The sequence below is a fragment of the Curtobacterium sp. MCBA15_005 genome (assembly GCF_001864855.1).
GTDB lineage: Bacteria > Actinomycetota > Actinomycetes > Actinomycetales > Microbacteriaceae > Curtobacterium > Curtobacterium flaccumfaciens.
In genome coordinates, this window is record NZ_MJGL01000067.1 from 73,327 (window position 1) to 99,055 (window position 25,729).

The following is a 25,729-nucleotide window of genomic DNA, read 5'->3' on the forward strand; positions in this document are numbered from 1 at the left end:
CGGCTACCGCCCTCGGTGCTGGGCGGCGAAGGCGGTCAGGATCTCGCCCTGGATGCCGAACATCTCGGCCTTCTCGTCGGGCTCGGCGTGGTCGAAGCCGAGCAGGTGCAGGATGCCGTGGCAGGTGAGCAGCAGCATCTCGTCGGTGCTCGAGTGCCCGGCGGTCTTCGCCTGCTCCTCGGCCACCTGCGGGCAGAGCACGATGTCGCCCAGCAGCCCGGCAGGCGTGGGGTCGTCCTCGGTGCCGGGGCGCAGTTCGTCCATCGGGAAGCTCAGGACGTCCGTCGGTCCGGGCTCGTCCATCCACCGGACGTGCAGCTGCTCCATCGCGCCCTCGTCGACCAGCACGATCGCGAGCTCGGCATCGGCGTGGACGTGCATCGCGTCCAGGGCGAACGCGGCGAGCCGCTGGATCGCGGCCTCGTCCACCTCGACGCCGGACTCGTTGTTGAGCTCGATGCTCACCGGGTGCCTCCTCGGGCGTCGTTCTGGGGGTACGGGGGTCGTGCGCGGTCCTGCGGCGGGCGCCCACGGCGTTCGGCGCGGTTCGCTCCGTCGGGGTTGCCGACCGGGGCGGTGCCACGGCCACCGGGACGCTGCCCGGCCTGCTCGGCGAGGCGCTCCTCGTCGTAGACCGTGTACGCGTCGACGATCCGGCCGACGAGGGTGTGGCGGACCACGTCCTCGCTGCCGAGACGGGCGAAGTGGATGTCCTCGACCTGGTCGAGGATGCGCGTCACGAGCCGGAGACCGGAGACGTTGCCCGGCAGGTCGACCTGGGTGATGTCACCCGTGATGACCATCTTCGAACCGAACCCGAGCCGGGTCAGGAACATCTTCATCTGCTCGGGCGTGGTGTTCTGCGCCTCGTCGAGCACCACGAAGGAGTCGTTGAGGGTCCGGCCACGCATGTACGCCAGCGGGGCGACCTCGACGGTGCCGGCCGCCAGGAGCTTCGGGACCAGCTCCGGGTCCATCATCTCGTTGAGGGCGTCGTACAGCGGGCGCAGGTACGGGTCGATCTTGTCGGTGAGCGTGCCCGGCAGGAAGCCGAGCCGCTCGCCGGCCTCGACCGCGGGACGGGTGAGGATGATCCGGTTGACCTCGCGCCGCTGCAGCGCCTGCACGGCCTTGGCCATCGCCAGGTACGTCTTGCCGGTACCGGCCGGACCGATGCCGAACGTGATGGTGTGCTCGTCGATGGCGTCGACGTAGGCGCGCTGCCCGTCCGTCTTCGGGCGGACGGACTTGCCGCGGCTCGACACGATCGGGGTGCCGAAGGTGTCGGACGGCTTGCGGTCGTCGTCGAGGATGCGCGCGGACATCGGGATGTCGGACGGGCCGATCTCCTGCCCGCGCCGGACCATGCCGACGAGCTCGTCGACGAGCGCCTTCGCGCGTGCGACGTCGCGCTCGGGCCCGGTCAGCGTGACCTCGTTGCCACGGACGACGACCCGGACGCCCGGGTACTGGCGCTCGACGGTCTTGAGCAGACGGTCCTGGGGACCGAGCAGCTGCACCATGGCGATGCCGTCGACCTGGAGCGAGACCGAGACGGACTCGTCGTCGGCGGCGGTGGGCTGTACTGGTTCGTTAACCGGCAAGGGTGCCTTCCTGCAGTTCACCTGCGAGTACGTGCGCGTGCACGTGGAACACGGTCTGACCGGCGGCTTCGCCGGTGTTGAAGACGAGTCGGAACTGGCCGTCGGCGCGCTCGTCGGCGATGCGCTGCGCGGTGGCGACGACGTGGGCCAGCAGGTCGGGGTCGCCCGCTGCGAGTTCGCCGACGTTCGCGTACTGCTCGGTCTTGGGGACGACGAGCACGTGGACGGGAGCCTTCGGGGCGATGTCCTCGATCGCGATCACACGGTCGTCCTCGGCGACGATGGTCGCCGGGATCTCGCGCGCGATGATCTTGGAGAAGACGCTGGGCGTGCTGCTGCTCATGGGTCCATCGTAGGACGCGCCCGACGGCGTGGTCCGGCTCACCAGCGACCCAGTCGCGCCTGCAGGACAGCGAGTGCCGCCGGTCCGGCGGTGGACGTGCGGAGCACGCTGTCGCCGAGTCGGACCCGCACGGCGCCCGCGGCCTCGAGCCGGTCGAGCTCCGCGCCGTCGATGCCTCCTTCGGGGCCGACGACGAGGGCGATGTCCTCGGCGTCCGTCGGGGGCTCCCAGGTGGCGAGCCGCACGGTCGCGGTCGGGTCGAGCAGGACGAGGGTGGTCCCGTCCCCGAGCGCGGACAAAATCTGTCCGGTCGTCACCAGCGGCGCGACGACGGGCACGCGCGGACGGATCGCCTGCTTCGCGGCCTCGTGCGCGATCGCGGCCCATCGGGCACGGCCCTTCTCGACCTTCGCGCCGTCCCACCGGGAGACGCTGCGCGCGGCCGACCACGGCACCACCCGGTCGACGCCGATCTCGGTCGCCGCCTGCACGGCCATCTCGTCGCGACCGCCCTTGGCCAGGGCCTGCACGAGTGTCAGCGACGGGCGCGGTGCGTCCTGGTGCTCGACGGTCTCGACCGCGAGCTCCAGCGTGTCCTTGCCGAGTGCCGTCACCGGACCGGAGACCACGGTGCCCCGGCCGTCGGCGATCCGCAGGACCTCGCCGACCCGGACGCGCGCGACGGAGACCGCGTGCCGGCCCTCGGCGCCGTCGAGCGACACCGGGTCACCGACGGCGACGCCGTCCAGCGAGTCGACGAGGTACAGCGACGCCATCAGTGGTTGAAGAACCGGTCGCGGAGCTTGCCGAACATGCCCTGCTGGAACCGGGCGAGCTGCGGGGCGGTGGTCTTGTGCGACTTCGCGAGCTGCTCGACCAGCTGCCGTTCCTTGTGGGACAGCTTGGTCGGCGTGACGACCTGCACGCCGACCCGCAGGTCACCGCGGCCGTTCCCGCGCAGCTTCGTGATGCCGCGGTCCTTGATGACGAGGACGTCGGCACTCTGCACACCGGGACGGATCTCGAGCTCGACCGGACCGTCGAGACCGTCGATCGTGGTGGTCGTGCCGAGGACGGCGTCGGTCATGCCGACCTCGAGCGTCGCGAGCAGGTCGTCGCCGTCGCGGCTGAAGACGTCGTCGTGGCGCACGCGGATCTCGAGGTACAGGTCGCCGGACGGGCCGCCGGCCGGACCGACCTCGCCCTGGCCGGGCATCTGCAGGCGGAGTCCGGAGTCGACGCCGGCGGGGACGTCCACCGGCACGGTGCGACGCGCGCGGACGCGGCCCTGACCCTGGCAGGTCGGGCAGGGGCTCGGGATGACGGTGCCGTAGCCGCGGCACGTGCCGCACGGGGCGCTCGTCACCACGTTGCCCAGGAGCGAACGGACCTGGCGCTGGATGTGCCCGGAGCCACCGCAGATGTCGCACGTGCGCGGGCTGGTGCCCGGTGCGCAGCAGGAGCCGTGGCAGGTCTCGCACAGCACCGCCGTGTCGACCTCGACGTCCTTGTGGGTGCCGAAGACGACCTCGTCGAGGTCGACCTCGATGCGGAGCAGGGCGTCCTGGCCGCGCTCGGCACGGCTGCGCGGGCCGGATCCACGGCCGCCGCCACCGCCGCCGCCGAAGAAGGCGTCGAAGATGTCGCTGAAGCCACCGGCGCCACCGCCGAAGGGGCTGTCGGCCTGCGGCCCGGCGTCGTACCGGCGCCGCTGCTCAGGGTCGCTCAGCACGTCGTACGCGTGCGTCACGTCCTTGAAGCGCTCGGCGGCGTCGGGTGCCGGGTTCACGTCCGGGTGGAGCTCACGCGCCAGGCGGCGGTAGGCCTTCTTGATGTCGGCATCGGAGGCGTCTCGCTGGACGCCGAGGACGTCGTAGTGGTCTGCCACGTATCCCTCAGTCGGTTGGGTTCGGTCGGTTGGTCAGTGTTCGCCCAGGAGCTTGGACAGGTAGCGGGCGACGGCGCGGACGGCCGCCATGTTCGTGCCGTAGTCCATGCGGGTCGGTCCGAGGACGCCCAGGCGGGCCACCTCGCCACCGGCCAGGTAGCCGCCGGCGACGATGCTCGTGGCGTCGAGCCCGTACTCGGCGTTCTCGACGCCGATGCTGGCCGCCACCGCGATGTCGTCCACCTGCATCTCCCCGAACAACCGGAGCAGGGTGACTTGTTCCTCGATCGCTTCGAGCACCGGGAAGAGGCCGCCGGAGAAGTCCTGCTCGCTCTTCGCCAGGTTGGCCGCACCGGCCATCAGCAGGCGGTCCTGCCGGTTCGCCGCGACCTGCTCGATGAGCGTGGCGACGACGACCCCGCCGAGCGTCTGGGCGTCGGGGCGGAGCTGCTGCGGCACGGCTCGGAGCGCGGTCGGGACGTCCTGCAGCAGGAGCCCCACCGTCGCGCCGTTCACCACGGTGCGGAGTTCACCCAGCGAGTCTTCGTCGAGCGGGACGTCGGTCTCGACCACGCGCTGTTCGACGCGGGCGGTGTCGGTGATGAGCACCACCATCAACCGGGCGTCACCGAGCCGGACGAGCTCGACGTGCTGCACCCGGGCGCGCACCATCGAGGGGTACTGCACCAGGGCGACCTGGTTGGTGAGCTGGCTGAGCAGCCGGACGGTGCGCCCGAGGACCTCGTCGAGGTCGTTCGGGGCGCCGAGGAAGGTCTCGATGGCGTGCCGCTGCGCGCTGGAGAGCGGACGGGCACCCGCCAGGTGGTCCACGAAGACGCGGTACCCCTTGTCGGTCGGCACCCGGCCGGACGAGGTGTGCGGCGCGGCGATCAGCTGCTCGTCCTCGAGCAGGGCCATGTCGTTGCGGATCGTCGCGGCGCTGACCCCGAAGGCGTGCCGCTCGACGATGGTCTTCGAACCGACGGGTTCACGCGACGCCACGTAGTCGCGCACGATGGCCTTGAGGACCTCGAGGCTGCGTTCACTGACCACGAGCGCCTCCTTTCCCGATCGACCTGGCACTCGGACGTGTCGACTGCTGATCCTACGCCCGACCGCTGACGGCCCGGGACTTCCGGGCGGTCGGCCGATACGCTTCCGCCATGACCTACGGACAGCAGCCCGACGGCCCCGGACCCGAGCAGCCCGGCGGCCAGTACGGCCACGGCCCCGGTGGCCCCCAGCAGCCCGGCGGACCGCAGTACCCCGGCGGGCCGCAGTACCCCGCCGGCTACACCCCGCCCCGGCCGATGAGCCCGGAGGACCAGCGCCTGTGGGCCACGCTGACGCACATCGGCGGCATCTTCTTCAACTTCATCGCACCGTTGGTCGCCTACCTGGTCCTCCGCGACCGCGGCGGCTTCGTCCGCGAGCACACCCGCGTCGCGCTGAACTTCCACATCACGATGGGCATCGCCTACGTGGTCGGTTCGCTCACGTCGGTGTTCGGCGTCGGGGTCCTGATCGTGCTGGCAGCGGGCATCGTGTCGCTGATCTTCAGCATCATGGCCGCGATCGCCGCGAACCAGGGCCAGTTCTACCGCTACCCGCTCTCGATCGAGTTCATCAAGCAGTAAGCGGCAAGCACTGCGCAGCCGGCAGTGCGCCGGCCCCTCAGTCGAGCAGCTCCCGCACCACCGCGTCGGCGAGCAGGCGACCCTGCAGGGTCAGGTCGATCCGTCCCCGCACCGCGGCCGACCCGTCCACGAGTCCGCGTGCGATGAGGCCGGCGACCCGGCCACGGGCCTCCTGGCGGATCTCGCTCGTCGCGAGCTCTCCGCGGACCCGCGCCGCCAGCAGCAGGCGCTCGACGTACCGCGTCTCGTCGTCGATGGTCTCGCGGCCGGCGGCCGGCGACTCCCCCGACAGCACCCGGTTCGCGTACGCGGCCGGGTGCTTGACGTTCCACCAGCGCGTGCCGGCGACGGCGGAATGTGCGCCGGGGCCGACGCCCCACCAGTCGTGGCCCTTCCAGTAGGACAGGTTGTGGCGACTCGCGTGCGCGTCGCCGCGCGCCCAGTTCGACACCTCGTACCAGGAGTAGCCGGCGTCGCCGAGCACCTGGTCGGCGAGCTCGTACATGTCGGCGGCCAGGTCGTCATCGGGGGCTGGGAGCTCGCCGCGGGCGACCATGCGGCCCATCGCGGTGCCGTCCTCGACGATGAGCGAGTACGCCGACACGTGGTCGGGCTCGCAGGCGATCGCGGCGTCGAGCGAGGTCCGCCAGTCGGCGAGGGACTCCCCCGGCGTCGAGTAGATGAGGTCGAGCGAGACGTCGAGCCCCTGCTGCTTCGCGAGGTCGACGACGACGGGGACCCGGAGCGGGTCGTGCGTGCGGTCGAGCGTGGCGAGCACGTGCGGCACGGCGGACTGCATGCCGTAGCTGATCCGGTTGAAGCCGCCGGCCCGCAGCGTCTCGAGCGACGCCGCGTCGACGGAGTCCGGGTTCGCCTCGGTGGTGACCTCGGCCCCGGGCAGGATGCCCCAGGTGTCGTCGATCGCACGGAGGATCATCGCCAGGTCGGACGCCGGGAGCATGGTCGGGGTGCCGCCGCCGAAGAAGACGGTCGACACCGGCCGCCGCGGCACACCGGAACGGTCGAGCACGGTCGCGGCCCACTCGATCTCGCGCACGGCGTGCCCGGCGTAGTCGTCGCGACGGACGCCGCGGAGTTCCGACGCCGTGTAGGTGTTGAAGTCGCAGTAGCCGCAGCGCACGCGGCAGAACGGCACGTGCACGTACACGCCGAAGGGCACGTCACCGGCGGTGGGACCAGCCCCCGGCCCGGCAGCGGAGCCCGCTGCCGCCCACGGGGTGATCAGGCCGTCCGCTGGTGCTGGATCGGCGATCGGGAGAGCACTCGGCATGGGCTCCATTCTCCGTCATGATGGAGCCATGGAGCACCATCCCGTCCCCACCACGGTCCTGTGGGACATCGACGGCACCCTCGTGATGAACGCGTCGTCCCCGGGCAACCTCTACCACCTCGCCCTCGAGCGGGCGGTGGGCCGCGACCTCACCCTGCGGGTCGGGCACCAGCACGGCCGGACCGACGCCGGGCTCATCGCCGAGCACGTGCACGCCCACGCGTTCGAGGACACCCTGATCCCCACGGTCAGCCGGCACCTGCACGACCTGACCGCCGAACGGCACGCCTCCGGCGACCACCGCAGCCCCGTCCCCGGGGCGAAGGCGCTCCTGACCCGCTTCGCCGAACTCGGGTGGCGCAACGGCCTGCTCACCGGCAACTCCGAGTACCGCGCCCGGGTGAAGCTCACCGGCGCCGGGTTCGACGCCGACGTCTTCGACTGGGAGCACTCGTACTTCGGCGACACCGAGGTCGAGCGGGCCGGGGTCACCCTGCGCGCCGCCGCCGAGCTGGTCGGCACCCGGGCGGTCATCGTCGGCGACACCCCGCGCGACGGTGAGGCCGCGGACGCCGCGGGCATCCCCTTCCTGGCCGTGGCGACGGGTGTCTACGACGTGGACGCGCTGCGGCACACGAACGCCGTGACGGTCGCACGCGACTGCCAGCAGGACGCCGCCCTCATCGAGGATGCGATCGCCGCACTCCCGCCGCTCCGCTGAGGAGCAGGAGCGAGCGGGGTCGCGAGACCGCGGGCGCGACCGCGAGACCGCGGGCGCGACCGCGAGACCGCGAGACCGCGAGACCGCGAGACCGCGACCAGACGCCTAGTCGCCCCGCAGCGCCGCCAGGTACTTCTCCGCCATGACCTTCTGCTGCCGCCGCACGAACGGCGCGACGAAGCGCCACTTCCGGCTCGCCGGCTGCGAGAACTGCCGGACCTGCAGCCACACCGAGCCGTCCGGGGTGCGCTCGACGACGAACGACTCCTCGCCGGAGAGCGGGTGCCCCTCGAGCGTGCCGTAGGCGAACCCCTTGCGGTCGTGCTCGTCGATGATCGACACGACGCGCACCGGTGCCAGCACGGTCTGCCCGAAAGCGTGGATCGTCAGCGTCGCGCTGGTGCCCGCGGTCAGCAGCGGGGTGCCGTCGGGTGCGAACTTCTCGACCCGGGGCGTGCCGATGGACGCCGGGGCGATCGGCACACCGTCGTCGTCGAAGGTGACCGGGTTGTACCGGACCTCGTCGTCGTCGGGCTGCTCCTCGACGCGCACGCGGACCCCGCTGCGCTCCTGGATCTGCCACGTGAGCGCCTGCACCACGGCGGTCTCGAACCGTTGGTCGCCGTGTCCGATCCGCGCGCGCGACTCGGCCGGCGTGAAGCCGTCCGGCGGGTAGGTCATGAGGTCCGACGCCTGGGTCGCCCCCACCGCGCCGTACGTCAGGGCGGTCCGGTAGCTCCCGCGGATGCTCATGCCGCCATGTTACTTGGGCGGGCCGCCCCGGATCGAACCGATCCACGCTCACCTCCGTCGGATCGGCCCGCCTGCCGTGCACCCCGAACTGGAGGCCCGACAACCGCCCGCCCCGGGGCTATCGTCAGCAGGTGCCCCACCCCACCCCCGTCCGTCCGCGGTCCGTCGACCGCCGGACCGCCGTCCTCGCCGCGCTCACGCTCGTCGCGTTCGGCGTGGCGGCGACCGCCCGGGTGCTGGTGGACGTGACCACGTCGGCCGCGGCGTCACCCGCCCGGTACGCCACCGTCGCGCTCGCTCCCGAGGCGTGGAACGGCTTCGACACCGCGAACGTCATCGCCGCCGTCGGGGCGAGCTGCGCCGGCGCCGGGGTGCTGCTGTTCGGTGCAGCACTGGTGTCGGCGGTGCGGCGTCAGCGCGGCCGTCGGCTGCCGCTGGTCCTCGCGGTCGTGACGCTCGCGATGGTCGTCGGCGCCGTGGTCGCCGGGGTGGCCTCCGGCGAGCAGACCGACTTCGACGCGGCTGCCCACTGGGCCATCCTGCGGACCGCACTGGCGGGACTGGCCGCTGCGAGCCTCCCGGCCCTCTGCCTGGCCGCCCTGCGGGCGCGCGCCCGCCGGACCGGCTGACCCGCGCCGAGCTTTCGCGCTCACCGACAGATCTCGGCGGTCGCAGTGCGTGAGCTGTCGCTCAGCGCGAAACGCGCCGCGCGCTACGCGCCCGGCGCTACTTCTTCTTCTCTTCGACGTCGCCGGAGAGCGCCGCGATGAAGGCTTCCTGCGGGACCTCGACCCGACCGATGGTCTTCATGCGCTTCTTGCCCTCCTTCTGCTTCTCGAGGAGCTTGCGCTTGCGGGTGATGTCACCGCCGTAGCACTTCGCCAGGACGTCCTTGCGCATCGCGCGGATGCTCTCACGGGCGATGATGCGGGCGCCGATGGCAGCCTGGATCGGCACCTCGAACTGCTGGCGCGGGATGAGCTTGCGCAGCCGCTCGGTCATGAGCGTGCCGTAGGCGTACGCCTTGTCACGGTGCACGATCGCACTGAAGGCGTCGACCTGGTCGCCCTGCAGCAGGATGTCGACCTTGACGAGGTCGGCGGCCTGGTCGCCGGTCGGTTCGTAGTCGAGCGACGCGTAGCCCTGGGTCTTGCTCTTCAGCTGGTCGAAGAAGTCGAAGACGATCTCGCCGAGGGGCATCTCGTAGCGGATCTCGACGCGGTCCTCGCCGAGGTACTCCATGCCGAGCAGGGAGCCGCGGCGCTGCTGGCACAGTTCCATGATCGCGCCGACGTAGTCCTTCGGGGCCAGGATCGCGGCGCGGACCATCGGCTCGCGCACCTCGACGATGCGGCCGGTCGGGAACTCCGAGGGGTTCGTGACCTCGGTCACGGCGTTGTCCTCGGTCGTGACCTCGTAGATCACGCTCGGGGCGGTGGTGATGAGGTCGAGACCGAACTCGCGGGACAGCCGCTCGGTGATGATCTCGAGGTGCAGCAGCCCGAGGAACCCGCAGCGGAACCCGAAGCCGAGCGCCACCGAGGTCTCCGGCTCGTAGACCAGTGCGGCGTCGGAGAGCTTGAGCTTGTCGAGCGCTTCGCGGAGCACCGGGTAGTCGCTGCCGTCGATCGGGTACAGGCCCGAGAACACCATCGGCTTCGGGTCCGTGTAGCCGGGCAGCGCCTGGGTCGCGGGCTTCTGTGCGCTCGTGACGGTGTCGCCGACCTTGGACTGGCGGACGTCCTTCACACCGGTGATCAGGTAGCCGACCTCGCCGACGGACAGCCCCTTCGTGGGCTTCGGCTCCGGGCTCGAGACCCCGATCTCCAGGATCTCGTGCGTCGACTTCGTCGACATCATCTGGACCTTCTCGCGGGGCGAGATGGTGCCGTCGATCATGCGGACGTAGGTGACGACGCCGCGGTAGCTGTCGTAGACCGAGTCGAAGATCATCGCGCGGGGCGCTGCGTCGGCGTCGCCGACGGGGGCCGGCACGCGACGGACGACCAGGTCGAGGAGCTCCGGCACCCCGACGCCGGTCTTGCCGGACACCCGGAGGACGTCCTCGGGCTTGCCACCGATGAGCTGCGCGAGCTCGGCCGCGTACTTGTCCGGTTCGGCCGCCGGGAGGTCGATCTTGTTGAGGACCGGGATGATCTCGAGGTCGTTCTCGAGCGCCAGGTACAGGTTCGCGAGCGTCTGCGCCTCGATGCCCTGGGCGGCGTCGACGAGCAGGATCGCGCCCTCGCACGCGGCCAGGGAGCGCGAGACCTCGTACGAGAAGTCGACGTGCCCGGGGGTGTCGATCATGTTCAGCGCGAAGGTCTCACCGTCGAGTTCCCACGGCATGCGCACGGCCTGCGACTTGATCGTGATGCCGCGCTCGCGCTCGATGTCCATGCGGTCGAGGTACTGCGCACGCATCGCACGGTCCTCGACGATGCCGGTGATCGACAGCATGCGGTCGGCCAGCGTCGACTTGCCGTGGTCGATGTGCGCGATGATGCAGAAGTTGCGGATCGCGTCGGCCGGGGTCGCTGCGGGCTCCAGCGGAGCGGATGCTTGTGGGCTCACGGTTCCTCAGGTGGGTCGGACGGTCGCAACAGTCTCCCACGCTTCACCCGCCCTGGAGGCACGGCGCGCGTCCGCCACGTGCGTGACGGACGCGGGGTGCGCCTCCGAAGCGGTGATGCGGTCGACGAGGCGGGCGTCGGCCGCCGGTCAGACGGTCGCGTGCGCCGGGGCCGGCAGGGCACCCAGGCCACGCCGCAGGTCGTCCGCGGTGGCTGCGAGGCACACGCGGATCCACCCCTCGCCGGTGCGTCCGAAGGCGCTGCCCGGCGCGACGGCGACCCGCTCACGCTGCAGGAACCCCAGCGCCCACTCGGCGATGTCCCCGTCGGACGCGTGCGACATGTCGATCCACAGGTAGAACGCCCCGCGTGGGTCGAGGTACCGGATGCCGGCGGCATCGAGGGTCTCCTTCGCGACCTCGAGGTTCGCACGGTAGTGCTCCCGAGCGTCGCGCACCGCGGAGTGGTCCCCCACGATCGCCGCGAGGGCCGCGTACTGGTCGGGTTCGGCGACGCAGCTGATCATGGCCTCCTGCGTGGTCCGCATCGTCGCGCCGAGTCCCTTCGGCGTGACGAGGTAGCCCACGCGGACGCCGGTCATCGCGTACGTCTTGCTCAGTGAGAACGCCGAGAACACACGGTCGTCCTCGTCGAGCGCCGCCAGGCTGACGTGCCGGGTGCCGTAGGTGAAGTACTCGTAGACCTCGTCGCTGATCACCCAGAGGTCGTGCCGCTTCGCGAAGGCCAGGAGCGCACGCAGGGTCTCCTCGCCGAAGACCGAGCCGAGCGGGTTCGACGGCGAGTTGACGATGAGCACCCGGGTGCGTTCGGTGACGCTCGCCTCGAGGGCCTGCATGTCGGGTTCGAACCCGTGCTGCGGCTCCAGCCGGTACGGCACCGGGGTCGCCCCGATGATGTGGGCGTTCATCGTGAAGGTCGTGTAACCCGGGTCCGGCACGAGCACCTCGTCGCCCGGGCTCAGCGTCAGCGTCATCGCCTGGAACAGCGCCTGCGTCGCACCGATCGTCATCCAGATCTGCTCGAGGTCGGCCTCGATCCGGTTCTCACGGCGGAGCTTGTCTCGGACGGCTTCGCGGAGGGGCGCGATCCCGCCGTTCGGGGTGTACCCGGTGCGGTCCTCGGCCCAGGCGCGACGGGCCGCCTCGCCGATGTGCGGTGCCACCGGGACGTCCGGCTCGCCGATCACGAGCATCGTGACGTCCGTGCCGCTCGACTGCAGCAGGGCCGCCTGCTCGAAGACCCTCCGGATGCCGGAGGCGGGCACGGTGTCGATGCGCGGTGCGAGGGAGGGCATGTCCGTCACGGTATCCGGTGCGTGTTGCCGTGGGGTTTCGGCGCGGTCGGCCGCGGGCTTGTGCCGATCCGGCGGTGTTTCGTGCTTTGGTGGCAGCCCGCTTGCCTGGTAGTGTTGGTGGCTGGCTTCCGCGTTCCCCGCCCACGGGTGGAACGCGATGCGACCAAGGGCCCCTCTACCCTGCGGTCGCGCCCACCCGTACGAGACGAGCAGGAGCAATTCATGGCGAACATCAAGTCGCAGATCAAGCGCATCAAGACCAACCTCAAGGCCACCGAGCGCAACAAGGCGTACAAGTCGGAGCTCAAGACGCACATCCGTCGTGCCAACGACGCCGTCGCCGCCGGTGACAAGGACAAGGCCGTTGCCGCCCTGGCCCTCGCGTCGAAGAAGCTCGACAAGGCCGTGAGCAAGGGTGTCATCCACAAGAACCAGGCCGCGAACCGCAAGTCGGCCATCGCGAAGAAGGTCTCGTCGCTCTGACGTCCTGACCCTTCTGGTCCGAAGGCCCCGCACCGTTGGTGCGGGGCCTTCGTCGTGCGGGGCGCGTGCGGCGTGGGGTGCGTGCGCAGCGTGGGGTGCGTGCGCGGCGTGGGGTGCGTGCGCGGCGTGGGGTGCGTCGGGTTCATTTCGTGAGCAGAAAGGGTCGGGTCGTGATGGAACACCCGACCATTTCTGCTCACGAAGCGCCGGCCGACCGGCGCGCGAGAAGGCCGGGAGGCCCGACTCGCCTCAGCGGGGCTCGCCGCGTCGGGCGATGGTGCGGACCATGACCTCGAGCGCGTAGTGCGCGTCGCGCGAGCCACCCTTCACCGCGGTGTCCGCCTCGGCGATGCTGATGATCGCGTTCGCCAGCCCGGACTCGCTCCAGCCGGCGACGTCACGCTGCGCACGCTGCACCTGCCACGGCGCCATGCCGAGCGCCGAGGCCGCCTGCCCGCTCGGACCCCGGAAGGCGCTGACCTTCGCCATCGTGCGGATCTTGCTCGCGAACGCGGCGACGATCGGCACGGGTGCCTCGCCGGTGGCCAGGGCGTGCCGCAGCTCGACGATCGCCGGCGCCGACCGACCCGCGAGGGCGATGTCGGCGACCTTGAACGCGTTCGTCTCGACGCGACCGCCGTAGTACTTGTCGACGACCTTGTCGGTGATCTCCTCGGCCTCGTCCGCCAGGAGCTGTCGGCACGCGGCGGCGAGTTCGGCGAGGTCGTCGGCGAACGCGGTCACCAGGGTCCGGACGGCGGAGGGCGCGATCCGGCGTCGTGCTGCACGGAACTCGGCGTTCACGAAGTCGATGCGGTCGGTCTCGCGCTTGAGCTCGTCGCACAGCACCTCGACCCCGCCGCCGACACCGCTGCGGATCGTGTCGAGGAGCTTCTTGCCGCGCACGCCACCCCCGTGCCGGAGCACCAGGGTGACGTCGTCGGCGGGGGCCTGCAGGTACGAGATCGTCTCGGTGATGAAGGCGTCGGTGCACTTCTCGACGTTCGTGACCTGCACGAGTCGCGGCTCGCCGAACAGCGATGGGCTGGCGAGGGTCGCGAGGAGCCCGGGGGCGTACTGGTCGGCTTCGAGGTCGTGTACCTCGAGCGCGGGGTCCTCGCCCTGCAGCAGGTCCTTCAGCACACCGCGGGCGCGGTCGGCGAGGAATGCTTCGGGCCCGGTGATGAGCACGACGGGTGCCGGACGGATCCCCGACCAGGGCACCTGGTCGATCTTCGCTGCGGCGCGCGCGGGCTTCTTGGCGGCCATGTGGTCCTTCCGGTGGTGCCGGCCCGGACGGTGCCGGGTCGAGTGGTGCACCGACGATCCTACGGGCGGCCGCCGACGACGAGCGCTCCGTCCACACCCGCACCTCGTCGCTGCCGGAGCGGGCGAGCACCACGGTCCCGCGTTCGTCGGTGCGGAGCGGCAGCGTGTCAGCAGCCTCGAGCATGCCGAGCGCGGACGGCGTCGGATGCCCGTAGGTGTTGTCCGCACCGACACCGATGAGTCCGACCCGCGCGGCGAGCCCTCGGTAGAGCTGCGGGTCCTGGTCCGCGGAGCCGTGGTGCGCCACCTTCACCACGTCGATCGGCCCTGCCGGCAGACCACCGGCGTTGCGCAGCCGACGTTGCGACGACTCCCCCAGGTCCCCGAGGAAGACCCCGGTCAGGCACGCCGCACAGGAGCCTCCGTCCGCCGGCCCCGTGACGAGCACGATGCTCGCGTCGTTGCCGGCGGCACGGTCGTCGCCCGGTGGCCACACCACGCGCCAGGCAAGCGGCCCGAGGGTGCCGGAGACCCGGTCGTCCGCCGTCCGGACGTCGACACCGGCACGCCGGAGGTCGTCGACCACCCGCTCGTCCGACGCACGGCCCACGGGTCCGACCAGGGCGGTCTCGACCGTGTCCGCCACGGCGGGCACCGCGCCGACGTGGTCGCGGTCGAAGTGCGTCAGGACGAGCAGGTCGATCCGGGTGACCCCGAGCAGGTCCAGGCAGGCCCGGAGCCGTTCCTCGTCGTCGCCGGTGTCCACCAGCGCGACGGCATCGTCGCCACGGAGCAGCACGGCGTCCCCCTGCCCGACGTCACACGCGGCGACCGACCAGTCGCCCGGCACCGAGCCCCGGACGACGAGCACCGGGACGGCGACCGCTGCGACACCGACCACGACCACGACCCCTGCTGCGAGCAGCAACCGGGAGCCGAGCCGCCCCCGGACCAGCACGGCGACCGCGATGCAGCCGCACACCAGCACCGCGGCGGCCACACCGAGCGCCCCGCCCGGCCAGGGTGCCGAGGCGTAGGGCAGGGCCGCCGCACCGTGCGCGATGCCCCCGACTGCGGCGGCCGGGACCCACGCGACGGCCGCGAGTCCCTGCGCACCGACCGGCCACACCGGAGCGAGGCCACACGCGGCGAGCCCGATCACCGTGACGACCGGCGCGAACGGCTCCGCCAGCAGGTTCGCGGGCACCGCGTAGGTCGGGAGCGCCGCCGACAGCGGGATCGTCACCGGCCAGCAGGCCACCTGCGCGGCGACCGGGATCGCGAGTGCGGCGGCGACCGGCGGCCACACACGACGTGCCAGGAGCTCGGTGAGCGGCGGGCCGAGCACCACGATCCCGCTCGTGGCGAGCACGGACAGGGCGAACGCGAACGACCGCGCGAACCACGGGTCGACCACGAGCATGCCGACCGCGGCGAGGGCGATGAGCGGGACGCCCCGCACCGGTCGACCGGCCAGGTGCACGACGAGCACCACGATCGCCATCACCGTCGCCCGGACGATCGAGGGGTCGGGCCGTACGAGCACGACGAACACCAGGAGTACGCCGACGGCCGCCGCGGCCCGGGGGCCTCTGGGCAGACCACAGGCTCGACCGAGGACCACGACGAGCCCGACCACCACCGCGCAGTTCGCCCCGGACACCGCCGTCAGGTGCGTCAGCGCCGAGGTCTCCATCGCCGCCTCGGTCGTCGGGTCGAGGCCGGAGCGGTCCCCGATCGCGAGCCCGCGCAGCAGCGCCGCTCCGGGCTGCGGCAGGTCGGCCGTGGCCCGCACGAAGGCCTGCCGCGCGGTGTCGGTGGCGCCGAGCAGCCCGTCGGGCGGCACCGATGACGGCGTCCCGCGCAGGAACGCCACGAAGGCCGTCGCGGAACCGGGTTCGTCCGGCTGCAGGGTGGCGGTCACGGCGACCCGGGCACCGGCTGCCAGCACGGCGCCCGGTGCGTCGCCGTGCTGATCGGGGACGAGCCGGACCGGCACCCGGAGCCCGTCGAGGTCGTCCGCCCGCACCAGCGTCGCGGTGACGGAGCGGTCCCCCGGCACGAGGTCGCGGGTCAGCACGGCCTCGACCTCCACGTGCCCCGCCCCCGGGCCGGCGACGAGTGCACGGAGCGGTTCCGGGGCCCGCCGGGAATCCCCCACGGAGACCGACACCGCGAGCAGCGTCGTCAGGGCCCCCGCGACGAGCAGCAGCCCGGCGACGGCCGGCACCACCCCGGCGCCCCGACGCCACCGGAGCACGCTGCCGCTGACGCCGGTCAGGAGCGCCGCGGCCCCACCGACCACGGGTGCCACGTCGGGCACGCCGACGAGCAGGGCGGTCGTGATCCAGGCGACGGCCACCGGCACCGCGACCCGCAGGTCGATCGCACTCGGAGCGAGCTGCACCGTCGCCCCTCAGACCCGCACACGATCGCGGAGCTCGGCGAACCGCACGTCGCCGATGCCGCTGACGTCGAGCAGGTCCTCCACCGCGGCGAACCGGCCGTGCTCGTCACGCCAGGCGATGATCCGCCCGGCCAGCCCGGGTCCGATCCCGGGCAGGGTCTCGAGCGCGGCCTGGTCGGCGGTGTTCAGGTCGACGACGGCGGACTCCTCGCCCCCGGTGCCCGCCGTGCCACCGCCGCTCCCGGCCCCGGCCCCGGCAGTCGGCCCGGCGGCAGCACCGTCTGCCATCGGCCCGAGCGCCTCGGGCACGTCCTGTTGCCCGACCCGCGGCACGTACAACCGCTCGCCGTCCGTCAGCACCCTGGCCAGGTTCAGGCGGTCGAGGTCGGCGTCATCCGTGGCCCCACCGGCACGTTCGAGTGCGTCCCCGACGCGGCTCGATGCCGGCAACTCGACCACACCGCTCCGCCGCACCGCCCCGAGCACGTGCACCACGACGCGCCCCGCACCAGGAGCGGACGGAGCAGCACCGGCAGACGCACCTGCGGACGGAGACGGTACGCCCGACGACGCACCCGCACCGGCCGTCGGCGCCCCACGCACGACGACCCCACCCGTTCCCCCGGCACCCTCGCCACCACCCGACACCAGCGCCCCGACGAGGACCACCACGACGGCGACCACCACCACGACCGCCGCCAGCACCACGGCTGCCCGCGGTGACAACGCGAGACGGGACCACCAGGGTCCGGGAGACGACGGGGACGACATGCCCCGAACGCTACGGAGCCCGGCCGATCGGCCGGGCTCCGGAGGTCACACCCGTGGACGGGTACCGCGAACGCCCCTGCTGTGAGGGACGATGCCAGTGACGGTCGCTACCCCTTGATGGCGATGTTCACGAGCTTCGGCGCCCGGACGATCACCTTCACGATCTCGCGGTCACCGATGTACCGCTGCACGTTCGCCGACGACCGCGCCAGCTGCTCGAGCTCGTCCGCCTCGATCGACTTCGACACTTCGAACGAGTCACGCACCTTGCCGTTGACCTGCACGACGGCCGTCAGGGTCTCCTGCACGAGCAGCGTCGGGTCGGCCTTCCGCCAGCCGTACGTGGCGACGGTGGCCTCGTAGCCCAGCTTCTCCCACATCTCCTCGCCGGTGTACGGCGCGAAGACGCTCAGCCCGAGCGCGATGGTCTCGACGGCCTCGCGCACGGCGGGGTCACCGGCGCCGGGACCGCTGTCGATCGCCTTGCGGGTGACGTTGACCAGGTCCATCAGTCGCGCGATCACGACGTTGAACTTGAACGACTCCATCATCCCGGGGGCGTCGGCGAGGAACCGGTGCGTGACCTGGCGGAGTGCCCGGTCGCCGTCGGCCCAGACGACGTCGCGTGCGGACGTGACGTCGAGCGCCAGGCGGTACGCCCGCGCCAGGAACCGAGCCGAGGCGGACGGCGAGACGTCCTCCCAGTTGATGTCGTCCTCGGGCGGGCCGGCGAAGCCCATGACCAGGCGGATGGCGTCGACGCCGTTCGCGTCGAGCTCGTCACCGAGCGAGACGCCGCCCTTCGACTTCGACATCTTCGAGCCACCGGACAGCACCATGCCCTGGTTGAGCAGTGCCGAGAACGGCTCGGTGAAGTCGAGGTACCCGAGGTCGAACAGCACCTTCGTGACGAAACGGGCGTAGAGCAGGTGCAGGATCGCGTGCTCGATGCCGCCGATGTACTGGTCGACGGGAGCCCAGCGGCGCGCGGCCGCCGGGTCGAACGCCTGGGTGTCGTCGTTCGCCGACAGGAACCGCAGGAAGTACCACGACGAGTCGACGAAGGTGTCCATCGTGTCGGTGTCGCGGAGCGCCGGGGTGCCGTCGACGGGGTTCGGGACGTTCACCCAGTCGGTCGCGCCACCGAGCGGGGACGTGCCCTTCGGCTTGAGGTCGAGGCCCTCGGTGTCCGGCAGCACGATCGGCAGCTGGTCCTCGGGCACCGGGTGCTCGGTGCCGTCGGCACCGTGGATGATCGGGATCGGGGTGCCCCAGAAGCGCTGGCGCGAGATGAGCCAGTCGCGAAGGCGGTAGGTCTTGGCGGCACGGCCGGTCCCGCGTTCCTCGAGCAGCGCGATCGCCGCGCTGATGGCGTGCTGCTTCGACATGCCGTCGAGCGGCCCGGAGTTGATCATCCGGCCCTGGCCGGTCAGCGCTTCGCCGGTGGCGACCGGGTCGAGGGTCGGCACGTCGAAGTCGTCGAGCGTCGCGCCCTCGGGGATGACCGGGATCGCCCCGGTGACGGCGGCGTTCGTGTCGACGACCACCTTGACGGGCAGGTCGAACGCCCGGGCGAAGTCGAGGTCGCGCTGGTCGTGCGCGGGCACGGCCATCACGGCGCCGTGGCCGTAGTCGGCGAGCACGTAGTCGGCGGCCCAGATCGGCAGGCGTTCCCCCGTGAGCGGGTGGATCGCGGACCGGCCGAGCGGCACGCCGGTCTTCGGGCGGTCGGCGTTCTGCCGGTCGATCTCGGACGTCTTCTGCGTTGCCGTCAGGTAGGCGTCGAAGTCGTCACGGACGGAGGACGGCACCGACGGGTCGGCGACCAGCGAGGCAGCCAGGTCGGAGTCCGGCGCGACGACCAGGAACGTCGCCCCGTGGATCGTGTCCGGACGGGTGGTGAAGACCGTGACGGGCTCGTCGCGGCCCTCGATCACGAAGTCGACGTCGGCACCGACCGAGCGGCCGATCCAGTTGCGCTGCTGCGCGATGACCTTCGCCGGCCACCGCCCCTCGAGCTGGTTCAGGTCGTCGAGCAGCCGGTCGGCGTACTCGGTGATCTTGAAGTACCACTGCGTGAGCTTCTTCTTCACGACGACGGCGCCGGAGCGGTCCGAGGTGCCGTCGGGCAGGACCTGCTCGTTCGCGAGCACGGTCTGGTCCACCGGGTCCCAGTTGACCCAGCTGTCCTTGCGGTACGCCAGGCCCTTCTCGTACATCTTCAGGAACAGCCACTGGTTCCACTTGTAGTACTCGGGGTCCGAGGTGTGGATCTCGGTGGTCCAGTCGAACGACGGCGCGTAGCGCTTGAAGGACGCCTTCTGCTGCTCGATGTTCGCGTAGGTCCAGTCCTTCGGGTCCACCCCGCGCTTGATCGCCGCGTTCTCGGCGGGCAGCCCGAACGAGTCCCAGCCGATCGGGTGCAGCACGTTGAAGCCCTGCTGGCGCCAGTAGCGCGCGACGAAGTCCCCGAGGGCCCAGTTCTCGGCGTGCCCCATGTGCAGGTCGCCGGACGGGTACGGGAACATCTCGAGGATGTACTTGCGCGGACGGGTGTCGTCGAGGTCGGTGGTGAAGAGCCCGAGCTCTTCCCAGCGGGGCTGCCACTTCTCCTGGATACGACGGAAGTCGTAGGCGTTCGGGTCCTCGGCGTGCTGCTCGGTGGTCACGGTCGTCAACGATACAAGCCGGGAGGCCCGTCCCGCGTCCGCCTGTCGGCTCACCCGGCGAGCAGGCGTCCGTCCCGCATCCGCAGGGTGCGGTCGACCAGGTCCGGCGCCACCGGGACGTGCGAGACGATGACGACCGTCCGGCCCGCTGCGCGGGCCGTGGTGACGAGGTCACGCAGCACCGTGTCACCGAGGTCCGGGTCGACGTCGGCGGTCGGTTCGTCGAGCACCAGCACCGGGAACGCGTGCAGCAGTGCGCGGGCGAGCGCGAGCCGGTGCGCCTGGCCGCCGGACACGAGCACGCCGCGTTCCCCGACCGAGGCGTCCAGCCCGCCCCGCCGGACGACCCACTCCCCCAGGCCGACCCGGTCGAGCACGGCGAGCAGTTCGTCGTCGGTCGCGGTCTCACGGGCGAAGAGCAGGTTCTGCCGCACCGACTGATCGAACACGAACGGGTCCTGTTCGATCAGGCCGACCCGGGCCCGCACCGCGTCGGGGTGCATCGCCTTCGCCTCGACGCCGTCGAGCGTGTAGGAGCCCTCGTGCTCCACGAACCGGACGAGCGCGTCGACCAGGGTCGACTTGCCGGCGCCGCTCGGCCCCTCGAGCACGACGACCTCGCCGGGGGTGAGCGTGAACGAGACCCCGTCGACCGCGGGCTCGGCAGCCCCCGGCCAGCGGACCGTGAGGTCGTGGACGGTGACTGTGACCGCCCCCTCGACCACGAGCGACGCCGGGTCGGCGTCCTCGTCGGGCTCGGGGACGATTCCGACGGGCACCTCGGCGGGCACGACCTGCTCGACCCGTTCGGCCGCAGCACGCACCCGGCGGAGCGTCAGGACGGCGAGCGGGACGGTCCCGACGACCTCGAAGAGCGCGAGCGGCACGAAGACCGCCAGTGCCCAGAGCGGACCGTCGAGCGCACCGGACACCACGGCGGGGGCACCGACGGCGAGGATCCCGATCACCGCACCGCCACCGACCAGGCCGACGAGTGCACCGACGAGCGACTCGACCGTGCCACGGCGCCGGACGGCCCGGGTGACCCCCGCGTCGAGCCGGGCGATGTGCGCGAGCCGCTCGTCGAGGGTGCCGTACGCGGCGAAGACGTCGAGCGTCCGGACGGTGTCGAGCACGAGGTCCGCGACGCGACCGCGGTCGGCGGCGGTCTCGCGGTCCGAGCGCTCGGCGATCGACCGGGCGACGATCGTGCCGACCAGGGCCGCGACCGCCAGCGCGAGGACGAGCACGAGCGCCGCCGGCACCGACACGAGCGCCACGGCGACGACCGACAGCACGGCGACGACCCCGGCGGAGACGAGCGGGCCGACGACGCGGATCGGCAGGTCCTGCAGCCGGTCGGTGTCGGTCACCAGGCGCGTCATGAGGTCGCCGCGTCCGGTCCGGCCGAGTCCGGCTGGCGCGATCGACGCCAGCCGTCGGTACATCTCCGTCCGCACCACGGCCAGTTGCCGGAAGGACGCGTCGTGCCCGGCGAGCCGGTCGACGTAGCGCAGCACCGCACGTCCGAGTGCGAAGGCGCGCACGCCGACCATCACGAGCGTCAGGTACAGGATCGGCGGGTGCTCGGCGGCACGGGTGATCAGGTAGCCGCTCGCGGCGAGGAGCGCGACGGCGCAGAGCGCGCTGAGCGCTCCGGCGGCGACCGCCTTCGCCCAACCCGACCCGTGCGGCATCGCGAGCCGCAGGACGGAGCCGCCACGGGCCTCCCGGCTCATGCGCGCACCCCCCTGCGGACCGTCACGGACCCGCCGGCGCGGACGTCCACGCGGACGTCCGCCGCGGCGACGACCGCGGGTCGGTGGCTGGCGATCACGACGACGGCGCCGTCGGCCGCCAGGCCTCGGGCTGCCGCGATGACGCGTTCCTCGGCCTCGGCGTCCAGCGCCGACGTCGGCTCGTCGAGCAGCACGAGGGGCGTGGCGGCGCGGCGTGCGCGGTACAGCGCGCGGGCGACGGCGACGCGCTGTGCCTGGCCGCCGGACAGTCCGCTGCCACCGGCGCCGACCGGGAGGCCCGGGTCGAGTCCCAGCCCCGCGTCGCCCAGGGCGGTGCGCACGTCGGCGTCGTCGGGGGTCGCGCTGAGCGCGACGTTCTCGGCGATCGTCCCGCGGACGAGACGCGGGCGCTGGTCGGCCCACGTGGTGCGCTCGGCGACGGACGCGCCGGCCGGGCCGGGCACGGTGACGGCACCGTCGTGCGGCAGGACACCGCGGAGTGCGGCGATGATGCTCGACTTGCCGGAACCGCTCGGGCCGGCCAGCACGACGACGGTGCCGGACTCGGCGTGCAGGTCGAACGGTCCGATCACGACGTCGGGTCGGCGGACGGTGAGCCCGCGGACGTCCAGGGCACTGGCGGGTGCTGCGATGTCCGTGTCGGTTCCGCTGCTGCCGGTCGCGGACGACGATGCGGTCTCGTCGTCGGCCAGCACGTCGAGCACCGCGGCCGAGGCCTCGACGCCGTCCTGGGCGGCGTGGAAGTCGGCGCCGACCTGGCGGATGGGGGCGAAGGCCTCCGGTGCCAGGACGAGCACGAACATCGCGGCGCCGAGGCCGAGCGAGCCGTCGACCAGGCGGATGCCGATCGAGACGGCGACCAGCGCGACGGACAGGCTCGCGGCGAGCTCGAGCGCGAAGCCGCTCACGAACGACAACCGGAGCACGCCGATCGTGCCCCGGCGGTACTCGTCGGTGACCGCCCCGATGCGACCGACCTGGCGGCGCGCACGACCGAACACCTTGAGCGTGGCGAGCCCCTCGACGGCTTCGGTGAAGGCGCCCCCGAGCTTCGCGAGGGCGTCCGACTGCTTCCGCTGCAACGACTGCGTCGCCAGGCCGATCAGGATCATGAAGACCGGGATCACCGGCAGGGCGAAGAGGATGATCAGCCCGCTCGTCAGGTCGCCCAGGCCGATCGCGACCAGGAGCATCGGGGTCGCGATCGCGGTGAGCGCGAGCTGCGGCAGGTACCGGCCGAAGTAGGCGTCGAGTGCGTCGAGCCCGGGACCGAGCGTGGTGGCGAAGCCGGCGCTCGACCGGCCGGCGAGCCACGACGGACCGCGCTCGGCGGCGCGGGCGAGCACCGTCGTGCGCATCTCGCTCTTCACCTTCGCCGCAGCGCGTGCCGCCAGGTCGTCGGTCGCCCAAGCGGCCACCGCACGCAGGACGAACGCCCCGCCGAGCAGCGCGAGCGCCTGCCCGAACGCCGCGGGGACCGTGCCGTCGCCGACGGCGTCGACCCCGAGGGTGACGGCCGTGGCGATCCCCCACGCGATCGCGATGGTCGCGAGCGTGCGGAGGACACCGGTGCCGGCGGCGGCGACGATGAAGCCGCGCGCCGTCCGGGACAACCGCAGGAGTCGGGGGTCGAGGGGCTTCATCGTCGTCCGCCTAGTGCACGGCCGCGGTGACCTGGGCGCGGGAGACGCGCTTGCGGAACACCCAGTAGGTCCAGGCCTGGTACGCGAAGACCAGGGGCACGAAGATCAGCGCGACCCAGCTCATCACGGTCAGCGTGTACGACCCGGACGAGGCGTTGTAGACGTTCAGGCTGTTCGCGACGTCGTTCGAGGCCGGCATGACGTCGGGGAAGATCGCCGTGAACATCGCGAGCACGATCGCGGCGATGGTGACCGCCATCAGCGTGAAGGCGCGTCCCTCCTTGCCCCAGGCGTTGCAGAGCACCGCGAGCACCAGGGCCAGGGCGGCGACCACGGAGAGCACCAGCGAGGCCGGGGTGGCCCGGACGAAGGCCATCGACACCAGGAACGCGGCGCCGACGACGATCGTGACGATGCCGGCCCGGGTCGCCAGGCGCTTGGCGCGGACGCGGATGTCGCCCTCGGTCTTCAGCGCGACGAAGACGACCCCGTGGGTGAAGAACACCAGCAGCGTCGCGGCACCGGTCAGCAGCGCGAACGGGTTGAGCAGGTCGAAGATCGTGCCGGTGTAGTTGTGCCCGGCGTCCATCGGGATGCCACGGACCACGTTGCCGAACGCGACGCCCCACAGGAACGACGGCACGGCACTGCCGACGATGATCATCAGGTCGAAGCGGCGCTTCCACTCGAGGTGCTTGTTCTGGTGCCGGTACTCGAACGACACCCCTCGCAGGATGAGGGCAGCGAGGATGAGCAGCAGCGCCAGGTAGAAGCCGGAGAACATCGTGGCGTACCACTCCGGGAACGCCGCGAACAGGCACGCCCCGGCGACGATGACCCAGGTCTCGTTGAGGTCCCAGACCGGGCCGATGGTGTTGATCAGGACCCGACGGTCGGTGTCGTCCTTGCCGAGGAACGGCAGGGACATGCCGACACCGAAGTCGAATCCGTCGAGGACGAAGTAGCCGACGAAGAAGACGCCGACGATCGCGAACCAGAGAACGGGGAGATCCATCAGGCAGCGTCCATTTCTAGTAGACCGTCACTTCGTGCTTGACCTCGCCGGTCTCCTCGTCGACCTCGTCCGGGTCGGCGGGCCCCTCTTGCGCGACCTTCTTGATGAGCTTGAACTCGACGACGGCCAGTGAGCCGTAGATCAGGGTGAAGACCAGCAGCGAGATGAGGACCTCGAGTCCGGTCACGTTCGGCGACACACCGTCCTTCGTCTGGAGCAGCCCGAACACGAGCCACGGCTGGCGACCCATCTCGGTGAAGACCCAACCGACGATCATCGCGGCCATCGGCAGCGGCACCGTCCAGGTGGCGATGCGCCACACCCAGCGCTGCGTCGGGAACCGACCCTTGCGGGTCAGCCACAGGCCGACCAGCGAGACCATGACCGCGCCGACGCCGAGGGCGATCATCCAGCGGAACGACCAGTAGGTGACCCAGATGATCGGCTTGTAGTCGCCGGGGCCGTACACCTGCGTGTACTGCGCCTGCAGGTCGTTGATGCCCTCGACCGTGCCGTTGAACGTGTGCGTCGACAGGAACGACAGCAGGTACGGCACCCGGATCGAGAACAGCTCGTGCACGCCGTCCGGAGTGCCGAGCGTGAAGATCGAGAACGAGGCGTCCTTGCCGGTCGCGGTGTTGTACAGCGCCTCGGCCGCCGCCATCTTCATCGGCTGCGTGTCGACCATCGTCAGTCCGAGCTGGTCGCCGGTCAGGACGGTCAGCGCGCCGGCCGCGAGCATGGTCCACATGCCGAACTTGAGCGCCGGCATCATTGTCTCGAGGTTCTGGTTGCGCGCCAGGTGGTAGGCCGCGACCGAGATGATGACCGCCGCGGCGACCATGAAGCAGGCGAAGAGCGTGTGCGGGAACGCGGCCAGGGCGACCTTGTTGCCCAGCACCGCCCAGATGTCGGTGAGTTCCGCACGGCCCTTGGCCTCGTTCATCGCGAAGCCGACCGGGTGCTGCATGAACGCGTTCGCGGCGATGATGAAGTACGCCGACATGATCGTGCCGGCGCTGACGCACCAGATGCTCGCCAGGTGCAGCCCCTTGGGCAGGCGGTCCCAGCCGAAGATCCAGATGCCGATGAACGCCGCCTCGAAGAAGAACGCCAGGATCCCCTCGAGCGCGAGCGGTGCGCCGAAGACGTCACCGACGAAGCGCGAGTAGTTCGACCAGTTCATGCCGAACTGGAACTCCTGCACGATGCCCGTCACGACACCCATCGCGAAGTTGATCAGGAAGATCCGCCCGAAGAACCGCGTCAGCTGCAGGTAGTGCGCGCGGCCGGTCCGGTACCAGGCGGTCTGGAACACGGCCACCACGGCTGCCATGCCGATCGTCAGCGGGACGAAGAGGAAGTGGTAGATGGTCGTCAGACCGAACTGCCACCGCGACAGGAGGAGCGGATCGAGGAGGTCGTTCATGCGGCGATTCCGAGACGGGTGGCCGCGCGCTGTTCGTGCACGTCAGTTGCTTCCTGTGGAACGGATACATCAGGTGTCACAGCCCTTGGGACACCCCAACGCTATCGCGCTGCACCCCGGTTCGACAACTTGTAGAACCTCTCCGTGCACAAACGTGC

The 25,729-nt window shown here is 71.5% G+C and carries 21 protein-coding genes and 1 pseudogene; 4 read left to right on the forward strand and 18 right to left on the reverse strand.

Annotation, left to right across the window (positions count from 1 at the left end; all coding sequences use genetic code 11):
* Nucleotides 1–3 precede the first annotated feature (3 nt).
* Genes ybeY through hrcA form a run of 6 tightly spaced genes read right to left on the reverse strand, consistent with a single transcriptional unit; the run spans nucleotide 4 to nucleotide 4,888 of the window.
* Nucleotides 4–465, reverse strand: a complete 462-nt coding sequence (gene ybeY, locus BIU89_RS15705; RefSeq protein ID WP_017886675.1) for an rRNA maturation RNase YbeY — start codon at nucleotides 463–465, stop codon at nucleotides 4–6.
* On the reverse strand, nucleotides 462–1,604 hold the full coding sequence (locus BIU89_RS15710; protein ID WP_071248113.1) for a PhoH family protein: 1,143 nt from the start codon (nucleotides 1,602–1,604) through the stop codon (nucleotides 462–464). The genes ybeY and BIU89_RS15710 overlap by 4 nt, the downstream gene beginning before the upstream one ends.
* Entirely contained in the window at nucleotides 1,594–1,947 is a 354-nt protein-coding gene (locus tag BIU89_RS15715) for a histidine triad nucleotide-binding protein (RefSeq protein ID WP_027465310.1), read from the reverse strand. The genes BIU89_RS15710 and BIU89_RS15715 overlap by 11 nt, the downstream gene beginning before the upstream one ends.
* A 38-nt stretch (nucleotides 1,948–1,985) precedes the next feature.
* Nucleotides 1,986–2,723 (reverse strand): 16S rRNA (uracil(1498)-N(3))-methyltransferase, encoded by a 738-nt coding sequence (locus BIU89_RS15720; RefSeq protein WP_071248116.1) that lies wholly within the window; start codon nucleotides 2,721–2,723, stop codon nucleotides 1,986–1,988.
* Nucleotides 2,723–3,835 (reverse strand): molecular chaperone DnaJ, encoded by a 1,113-nt coding sequence (gene dnaJ / locus BIU89_RS15725; RefSeq protein WP_017886671.1) that lies wholly within the window; start codon nucleotides 3,833–3,835, stop codon nucleotides 2,723–2,725. The genes BIU89_RS15720 and dnaJ overlap by 1 nt, the downstream gene beginning before the upstream one ends.
* A 33-nt stretch (nucleotides 3,836–3,868) precedes the next feature.
* Nucleotides 3,869–4,888 carry a heat-inducible transcriptional repressor HrcA gene (gene hrcA, locus BIU89_RS15730; RefSeq protein WP_027465308.1) on the reverse strand — a complete coding sequence of 340 codons (1,020 nt, stop codon included), beginning with the start codon at nucleotides 4,886–4,888 and terminating at the stop codon, nucleotides 3,869–3,871.
* A 110-nt stretch (nucleotides 4,889–4,998) separates the two neighbouring features.
* On the opposite strand from hrcA, the gene BIU89_RS15735 reads away from it, so the two are divergent.
* A complete protein-coding gene (locus BIU89_RS15735) occupies nucleotides 4,999–5,472 on the forward strand; it encodes a DUF4870 domain-containing protein (RefSeq protein ID WP_083404419.1) in 474 nt (157 codons plus the stop codon).
* Between the two features lie 37 nt (nucleotides 5,473–5,509).
* Here BIU89_RS15735 and hemW read toward each other — a convergent pair whose 3' ends face one another.
* Nucleotides 5,510–6,763, reverse strand: a complete 1,254-nt coding sequence (gene hemW, locus BIU89_RS15740) for a radical SAM family heme chaperone HemW (protein WP_027465306.1) — start codon at nucleotides 6,761–6,763, stop codon at nucleotides 5,510–5,512.
* Nucleotides 6,764–6,791: 28 nt separating this feature from the next.
* On the opposite strand from hemW, the gene BIU89_RS15745 reads away from it, so the two are divergent.
* Complete coding sequence (locus BIU89_RS15745; RefSeq protein WP_051596685.1) at nucleotides 6,792–7,484, forward strand: HAD family hydrolase; 693 nt, start codon at nucleotides 6,792–6,794, stop codon at nucleotides 7,482–7,484.
* 105 nt (nucleotides 7,485–7,589) lie between these two features.
* Here the strand turns inward: BIU89_RS15745 and BIU89_RS15750 are convergent, their stop codons facing one another.
* Nucleotides 7,590–8,237, reverse strand: a complete 648-nt coding sequence (locus BIU89_RS15750; RefSeq protein ID WP_035808235.1) for a DUF1990 family protein — start codon at nucleotides 8,235–8,237, stop codon at nucleotides 7,590–7,592.
* Nucleotides 8,238–8,368: 131 nt separating this feature from the next.
* Between BIU89_RS15750 and BIU89_RS15755 the strand changes: the two genes are divergently transcribed.
* Entirely contained in the window at nucleotides 8,369–8,866 is a 498-nt protein-coding gene (locus BIU89_RS15755; RefSeq protein WP_071248126.1) for a hypothetical protein, read from the forward strand.
* A gap of 97 nt (nucleotides 8,867–8,963) precedes the next feature.
* Here the strand turns inward: BIU89_RS15755 and lepA are convergent, their stop codons facing one another.
* Complete coding sequence (lepA, locus tag BIU89_RS15760) at nucleotides 8,964–10,811, reverse strand: translation elongation factor 4 (protein ID WP_071248130.1); 1,848 nt, start codon at nucleotides 10,809–10,811, stop codon at nucleotides 8,964–8,966.
* A 147-nt stretch (nucleotides 10,812–10,958) separates the two neighbouring features.
* Nucleotides 10,959–12,125 (reverse strand): pyridoxal phosphate-dependent aminotransferase, encoded by a 1,167-nt coding sequence (locus BIU89_RS15765; RefSeq protein WP_071248138.1) that lies wholly within the window; start codon nucleotides 12,123–12,125, stop codon nucleotides 10,959–10,961.
* A 222-nt stretch (nucleotides 12,126–12,347) separates the two neighbouring features.
* Here BIU89_RS15765 and rpsT point away from each other — a divergent pair, with 222 nt between their 5' ends.
* Nucleotides 12,348–12,608 (forward strand): 30S ribosomal protein S20, encoded by a 261-nt coding sequence (gene rpsT / locus BIU89_RS15770; protein ID WP_017886662.1) that lies wholly within the window; start codon nucleotides 12,348–12,350, stop codon nucleotides 12,606–12,608.
* A gap of 249 nt (nucleotides 12,609–12,857) precedes the next feature.
* On the opposite strand, the gene holA is transcribed toward rpsT, so the two are convergent.
* The 8 genes and pseudogenes from holA to BIU89_RS15810 all read right to left on the reverse strand — a co-directional run bounded on the left by holA (nucleotide 12,858) and on the right by BIU89_RS15810 (nucleotide 25,571).
* Entirely contained in the window at nucleotides 12,858–13,877 is a 1,020-nt protein-coding gene (gene holA / locus BIU89_RS15775) for a DNA polymerase III subunit delta (RefSeq protein ID WP_027465301.1), read from the reverse strand.
* A gap of 619 nt (nucleotides 13,878–14,496) precedes the next feature.
* Nucleotides 14,497–16,284, reverse strand: a pseudogene (locus BIU89_RS19105) (ComEC/Rec2 family competence protein); the annotation flags it as partial.
* A gap of 9 nt (nucleotides 16,285–16,293) precedes the next feature.
* Nucleotides 16,294–17,055, reverse strand: a complete 762-nt coding sequence (locus BIU89_RS15785) for a ComEA family DNA-binding protein (protein ID WP_071248142.1) — start codon at nucleotides 17,053–17,055, stop codon at nucleotides 16,294–16,296.
* Nucleotides 17,056–17,162: 107 nt separating this feature from the next.
* A complete protein-coding gene (leuS, locus tag BIU89_RS15790; protein WP_139179273.1) occupies nucleotides 17,163–19,724 on the reverse strand; it encodes a leucine--tRNA ligase in 2,562 nt (853 codons plus the stop codon).
* 50 nt (nucleotides 19,725–19,774) lie between these two features.
* A complete protein-coding gene (gene cydC / locus BIU89_RS15795) occupies nucleotides 19,775–21,463 on the reverse strand; it encodes a thiol reductant ABC exporter subunit CydC (protein WP_071248146.1) in 1,689 nt (562 codons plus the stop codon).
* Nucleotides 21,460–23,127: a thiol reductant ABC exporter subunit CydD gene (gene cydD / locus BIU89_RS15800; protein ID WP_071248149.1), complete on the reverse strand. Its 1,668-nt coding sequence runs from the start codon at nucleotides 23,125–23,127 to the stop codon at nucleotides 21,460–21,462. Before cydD ends, cydC begins: the two co-directional genes overlap by 4 nt.
* Nucleotides 23,128–23,137: 10 nt before the next feature.
* Nucleotides 23,138–24,142 (reverse strand): cytochrome d ubiquinol oxidase subunit II, encoded by a 1,005-nt coding sequence (gene cydB, locus BIU89_RS15805; RefSeq protein WP_071248152.1) that lies wholly within the window; start codon nucleotides 24,140–24,142, stop codon nucleotides 23,138–23,140.
* A 16-nt stretch (nucleotides 24,143–24,158) separates the two neighbouring features.
* Nucleotides 24,159–25,571: a cytochrome ubiquinol oxidase subunit I gene (locus BIU89_RS15810; protein WP_027465275.1), complete on the reverse strand. Its 1,413-nt coding sequence runs from the start codon at nucleotides 25,569–25,571 to the stop codon at nucleotides 24,159–24,161.
* Between the last annotated feature and the right edge of the window lie 158 nt (nucleotides 25,572–25,729).

Excerpts from the sequence above, each read along its gene's own strand:
- BIU89_RS15715 (WP_027465310.1), bottom strand. The coding sequence starts at position 1,947 with ATGAGCAGCAGCACGCCCAGCGTCTTCTCCAAGATCATCGCGCGCGAG.
- BIU89_RS15720 (WP_071248116.1), bottom strand. The coding sequence starts at position 2,723 with ATGGCGTCGCTGTACCTCGTCGACTCGCTGGACGGCGTCGCCGTCGGT.
- BIU89_RS15735 (WP_083404419.1), top strand. The coding sequence starts at position 4,999 with ATGACCTACGGACAGCAGCCCGACGGCCCCGGACCCGAGCAGCCCGGC.
- hemW (WP_027465306.1), bottom strand. The coding sequence starts at position 6,763 with ATGCCGAGTGCTCTCCCGATCGCCGATCCAGCACCAGCGGACGGCCTG.
- BIU89_RS15745 (WP_051596685.1), top strand. The coding sequence starts at position 6,792 with ATGGAGCACCATCCCGTCCCCACCACGGTCCTGTGGGACATCGACGGC.
- BIU89_RS15750 (WP_035808235.1), bottom strand. The coding sequence starts at position 8,237 with ATGAGCATCCGCGGGAGCTACCGGACCGCCCTGACGTACGGCGCGGTG.
- BIU89_RS15765 (WP_071248138.1), bottom strand. The coding sequence starts at position 12,125 with ATGCCCTCCCTCGCACCGCGCATCGACACCGTGCCCGCCTCCGGCATC.
- rpsT (WP_017886662.1), top strand. The coding sequence starts at position 12,348 with ATGGCGAACATCAAGTCGCAGATCAAGCGCATCAAGACCAACCTCAAG.
- holA (WP_027465301.1), bottom strand. The coding sequence starts at position 13,877 with ATGGCCGCCAAGAAGCCCGCGCGCGCCGCAGCGAAGATCGACCAGGTG.
- BIU89_RS15785 (WP_071248142.1), bottom strand. The coding sequence starts at position 17,055 with ATGTCGTCCCCGTCGTCTCCCGGACCCTGGTGGTCCCGTCTCGCGTTG.
- cydC (WP_071248146.1), bottom strand. The coding sequence starts at position 21,463 with ATGAGCCGGGAGGCCCGTGGCGGCTCCGTCCTGCGGCTCGCGATGCCG.
- cydD (WP_071248149.1), bottom strand. The coding sequence starts at position 23,127 with ATGAAGCCCCTCGACCCCCGACTCCTGCGGTTGTCCCGGACGGCGCGC.
- cydB (WP_071248152.1), bottom strand. The coding sequence starts at position 24,142 with ATGGATCTCCCCGTTCTCTGGTTCGCGATCGTCGGCGTCTTCTTCGTC.
- BIU89_RS15810 (WP_027465275.1), bottom strand. The coding sequence starts at position 25,571 with ATGAACGACCTCCTCGATCCGCTCCTCCTGTCGCGGTGGCAGTTCGGT.